Annotated in this window: 5 protein-coding genes; 4 read left to right on the top strand and 1 reads right to left on the bottom strand. The window is 42.8% G+C overall.

The window, feature by feature from the left end:
* From cdaA to PX481_RS08215, 4 genes are all read left to right on the top strand, one after another.
* A partial coding sequence (gene cdaA, locus PX481_RS08230; protein ID WP_288094324.1) for a diadenylate cyclase CdaA occupies positions 1-762 on the top strand: 762 nt, incomplete at its 5' end.
* Positions 759-1508, top strand: a complete 750-nt coding sequence (gene uppS / locus PX481_RS08225) for a polyprenyl diphosphate synthase (protein ID WP_002757028.1) — start codon at positions 759-761, stop codon at positions 1506-1508. The genes cdaA and uppS, both read left to right, overlap by 4 nt.
* A gap of 253 nt (positions 1509-1761) precedes the next feature.
* Entirely contained in the window at positions 1762-2076 is a 315-nt protein-coding gene (locus PX481_RS08220; protein ID WP_002738222.1) for a DUF1825 family protein, read from the top strand.
* 130 nt (positions 2077-2206) lie between these two features.
* Positions 2207-3319 carry a hypothetical protein gene (locus PX481_RS08215; RefSeq protein ID WP_002757036.1) on the top strand — a complete coding sequence of 371 codons (1113 nt, stop codon included), beginning with the start codon at positions 2207-2209 and terminating at the stop codon, positions 3317-3319.
* 877 nt (positions 3320-4196) lie between these two features.
* On the opposite strand, the gene PX481_RS08210 is transcribed toward PX481_RS08215, so the two are convergent.
* A partial coding sequence (locus PX481_RS08210; RefSeq protein WP_288094321.1) for an aldehyde dehydrogenase family protein occupies positions 4197-4938 on the bottom strand: 742 nt, incomplete at its 5' end.

Raw genomic sequence — 4938 nt, 5'->3', positions numbered from 1 at the left:
TTAATGCTGGCCTCGGTGATTAGCGATGCCCTAGGATTGCGCTTGCTGGGGTTAGTCCTAGAAAAATTGATTTTGGGGGCAGCCGTAGCGATCGCTGTGATTTTTCAGTCGGAATTTCGCCGTTTTTTAGAATTATTGGGCAAAGGTCAAGTATGGGAATTATTTAAAAAAAGTTCCCCCACTCCCAAGACCGATAATGTCATTGATGAGTTAGTGGACGCGGTGAAGGATCTATCTCAAAATCGCACCGGTGCGCTGATGGTATTAGAAACCAGTGGCAATCTCGACACCAAGGTGTTTGTCAATCCGGGAGTGATGCTAAATGGCGAAGTATCTAAGGAATTAATTCAAACTATTTTTCAAACTAAAACTTTACTGCACGATGGGGCTGTATTTATTCGGGGCGATCGAGTGGTGGCCGCTGGTGTTATTCTACCCCTATCGGAGCGCAGTACCTCTAGGCAATTAGGCACCCGTCATCGGGCAGCCATGGGCATTACCGAAAGGCTAGATAATTGTATCTGTATTGTGGTTTCTGAGGAAACTGGCTCGATTTCCCTCGCGTCGGGGGGTAATTTGGATCGGCCTTTAACCAGTAGTAAACTAAAAGAGCTGCTCGAAGCGAAGTTTTCTCCGTCGGGAGAGGGGGAAGTGGTCGCACCGAGTTGGGGACGTTTAGGGCGTACAATTGGCTTAAAAGGTCGTCTAATCTTAGAAAAATTCTCCCGTTCGCCCAGCGCAACCCCGAAAGATAGAAAATGACTGTTAAACCGAGCTTGTCACCAGAATTACCTACGGATTTAGATAAAAACCGTTTACCTCAGCACGTCGCAGTGATTATGGATGGGAACGGTCGTTGGGCGAAAAATCGTGGTTTACCCCGGATTATGGGCCATCAACGGGGAGTAGATGCACTCAAAGACTTGCTGCGCTGTTGTCGCGACTGGGGGATTCCCGCTTTAACTGCTTATGCTTTTTCGACGGAAAATTGGGGTCGTCCCCTGGAGGAAGTAGAGTTTTTAATGACTCTATTCGAGCGGGTTTTGCGGCGGGAATTAGAAGAAATGATGCAGCAAAATGTCAAAATTCGCTTTATTGGTAATTTATCAGCCTTGCCAGAGTCTTTAAGACGGGAAATTGCTAAATCTCAAGCAGAAACTAGCAAAAATTCCGGTATTCAATTTACGGTGGCTACTAATTATGGTGGCCGAGAGGAGATCGTGCAAGCTTGTCAGGCGATCGCTCGTCAGGTGCAACAGGGTTTAGTCTCCCCAGAAGCGATCGATGAATCTCTCTTTGAACAGTATCTTTATACTGCTGGGATTCCTAACCCAGACCTGTTAATTCGCAGTAGTGGGGAAATGCGAATTAGTAATTTTTTACTATGGCAAATGGCCTACGCGGAAATCTATGTTACTGACACCCTCTGGCCCGATTTCGATCGAGTGCAATTTCACCGCGCTTTAAAAGATTATCAGGGTCGTCATCGTCGTTTTGGCAAATTATAAGGGCTGCAGCCCAAATTGCTCAAAATAGCCACTGTGGGGCAGTTAAAGGACAATTTTTGATTTTTACAAGAGGTCTGATCACTTTTAATCTTAAACTCCCTGGGGCAACGGTTAAACTGCGACGAGAGGTCGTTTGTGATCTGCTCGATTTCCCCAATACGGTAATCCGTAAATCGGCTGGAGCTAGACTTTTTCCCCGGCTAAAATAAAATAGGGGAGAGAATAACTATCGACGATAAGCAGTTTTAAGATTATGGGATTCTTTGACTCAGAAGTGGTTCAACAGGAAGCTAGACAGCTATTTGAAGATTACCAGTCTCTCACACAACTAGGCAGCGAGTACGGTAAATTCGATCGAGAGGGTAAAATAATCTTTATCGATAGGATGGAGGAGTTAATGGAACGCTACAAGATATTTATGAAGCGTTTTGAGTTATCTGAGGATTTTTCCGCCCAAATGACCGTAGAACAGCTAAAAACCCAATTAGGTCAATTTGGTATGACTCCCCAAATGATGTTCGACCAAATGCAGCAAACCCTTGAACGGATGAAGGCAGAGATTCGCTAAAATTGCCGATATTTATCGGGTATTGGCTGCCTTTTACCCGATAATGTCCTCTCCAGATTACTGCTCGGAAAATTGGGGTTTCTGCGGTTTTTTGAGAACAATGATCTAATAATTTTAAGTAGGTTAGCTGATGAACTCCAGGCCAGATTCACAAGAGAATATTGAGCCACCTCAGTATAGTGAAAAAACTAACCGCATTCAGGCAATCAGTCAACTGATTAAGGCAATAACCCCGTTAATTTGGGCTATAGTTGTTCTAGTGGTTATCTTGCCTCTTTTAGGGAAAATTTGGCTAGGAACTGCCGGCAATGAACCGTTAAAAACTAGGGTTGCTACCGAAACTAACCTAGAGATTCCCATCACTATACCCGAAAAATCTAACAGTCAAATCGATCGGGAGATTAGCCAAGCTTTACAGACAGCGAGAGCAAATTCTCAAAGCTTCGCCCTAGGAGAAATTGAGGGATGGGTGGAGGAGTTGATGACACGAGTAGATCAGGGTTTTCTGCCTTGGTATTTTAACTATTTCAATCAAAAACAATTTGAGGGCAAGGCCTTTTTAAGCGGATTATACTCCTCGATCGCTCACTGGGTCAATACAGATAATCCACCCCCGGAACAGGTGGTGGCAGAAAATTTGACCAAAACTATTCAAACCGAGTTTACTAAACGGGTAATTCGTCCCCAAGAGGCTCAATTGCGTCTAGAGAGAATTACTAGGGATGCCGTTAATTTATATGTCAATAATTTAAGCAATGAATTAGAGAATATTCAGGCCAGTTATCAAATTCCCCAAGGTAAATGGGATCGTTATCTTAGCGATATAGCCATAACAATTCAAGATACCGAGGGCAATATTTCTAACACATCAATTAAACTTTTAGTCGGTGGTGCCACTGCTTTGGGAGTTAAATCTCTCATCCCAGTGGTGAAAGTGGGCAGCACAGTTTATTTGTCCCTAGCGGGAAAAACCGGGGCGAAAATTGCCACTAAAACCGGTGGAGCAGTAGCGAGTAGTTTTGGCGCAGAATTAATCGATCCAATCGTGGGAATTGGTTTGATAGTTTGGGATTTATGGGACTATCAGCACCGGGTAAACATTGAAAAAACGATTCTGCGGGATACCATTTTTAATTATTTACAGGAAGTCAAATATGATCTAGTCAATAATCATCAAGGTAGCGTCCTTTCCTCTATTTATCAAATTGAAGCCAGTGTCAATAAATCCTTAGTGAGAACCTAAGTAGGGTTGGCTGAAAAAGTTTGTTGGTGGGGTTAGGAGTCAGGAGTACAATTGCATGAATGGGGCTATTATGAGGAATAAAAATATATTTATGAATCTATTCTTTCTATTAAGAGTAAATTAGATACTGGAGTAAAGTTTAAAAAAAACTGAGAAAATACACAAAATCCAGATACGCTAAAAAAGTATATCTTCACTTTCAAAGCGTAAAGCGCGAAAGCGCAAGCGCGTCGGTGAAACCGAGGGTTCCTTCAAACCGACATTTTAGGTAAGTATCTAATCACAATTAATTACACATCTAAGCCACTACTCCGTCAGACTTCTGCTGTGATCAGTAAACAGTGAACTGAAAACTCAAATCCGCTCCCGTCTCCTGTATCCCGTCTCCCGTCTCCTGTCTCGGAGTCTCCTGTCTCGGAGTCTCGACTAGGAAATTAATTTTGCACGACTACTTAAATATAATATTCGAGACCTAATTTTTTTGATTGATTTATTAATAACTTTAATTTATATTCCCTTTCTTGTTGTTTTTTTTACCTATTAGTATAGTCGTTGCTATTTGGGAAGAAATGACTGAGGACAAAGATTAAAAGGAGTATCCCCCATTTCTTCTTATCAAATGGCCTTAGCTCATCATAAAGGTCAAAGGTATTAAAGGTGTAAAGGTTACTGCCAACCGCGCAAATTAAAATAACCCACACAAAAATCAGCCCCTTTTCTGTAAAATTGGCAATAAATGGGACTCAATATGATCAAAAATGCGCGGCATATTTTTAATCCGTAGGGTGCGCTCTTCGATAGCGTAACGCACCGACAATTGTGGTGGGTGATTTTGGTTATGGTGGTGGGTTACGCGTTGCTAACCCACCCTACTGATTTACTTAATCCAAACAGTTTTAACGTTGACAAATTCGCGAATACCTTCGACACTTAATTCCCGTCCAAAACCAGAACGTTTAATACCCCCAAAGGGCAAGCGAGGATCGGATTTAACCATACCGTTAATAAACACACAACCGGCCTCAATTTCGGTAATTAAACGCTCAATTTCTGCGGGGTTATTTGTCCAAGCACTAGAACCCAAACCAAAGGGACTATCATTAGCTAAAGCGATCGCTTCCTCGATATTTTTGACTCGAAATAGTAAAGCCACCGGTCCAAAAAATTCCTCTTTTTCCCCCGGAGAACCAGCAGGAATATCGGTTAAAATCGTCGGTAGATAGAAGTTACCTTTTCCCTCTAAACGTTGACCTCCCACAAGGACTTTACCACCCATAGCGACGGTTTTTTCCACTTGAGCGGCAATTTCCGAGACGATCGATAGCGTGGCCAAAGGACCAATATCAACAGTTTCATCGAGGGGATCACCAACTTTTAAAGCTTGGAATTTGGCCACTAATAACTGTTCAAATTGATCGGCGACAGTTTCCATAACAATAAACCGTTTGGCAGCGATACAAGTCTGACCATTATTTAACAATCTTGCCGTCACTGCCGTAGTCGCCGCTGCCTCGATATCGGCACTATCTAAAACGATAAACGGATCACTACCTCCCAACTCCAAAACCACTTTTTTGATCTGTTTTCCCGCGGCGGCTGCTAAACTCATCCCCGCCGGT

It is taken from the genome of Microcystis sp. M53603_WE2, assembly GCF_030065435.1.
This window is presented reverse-complemented; position numbering and strand designations above follow the sequence as displayed.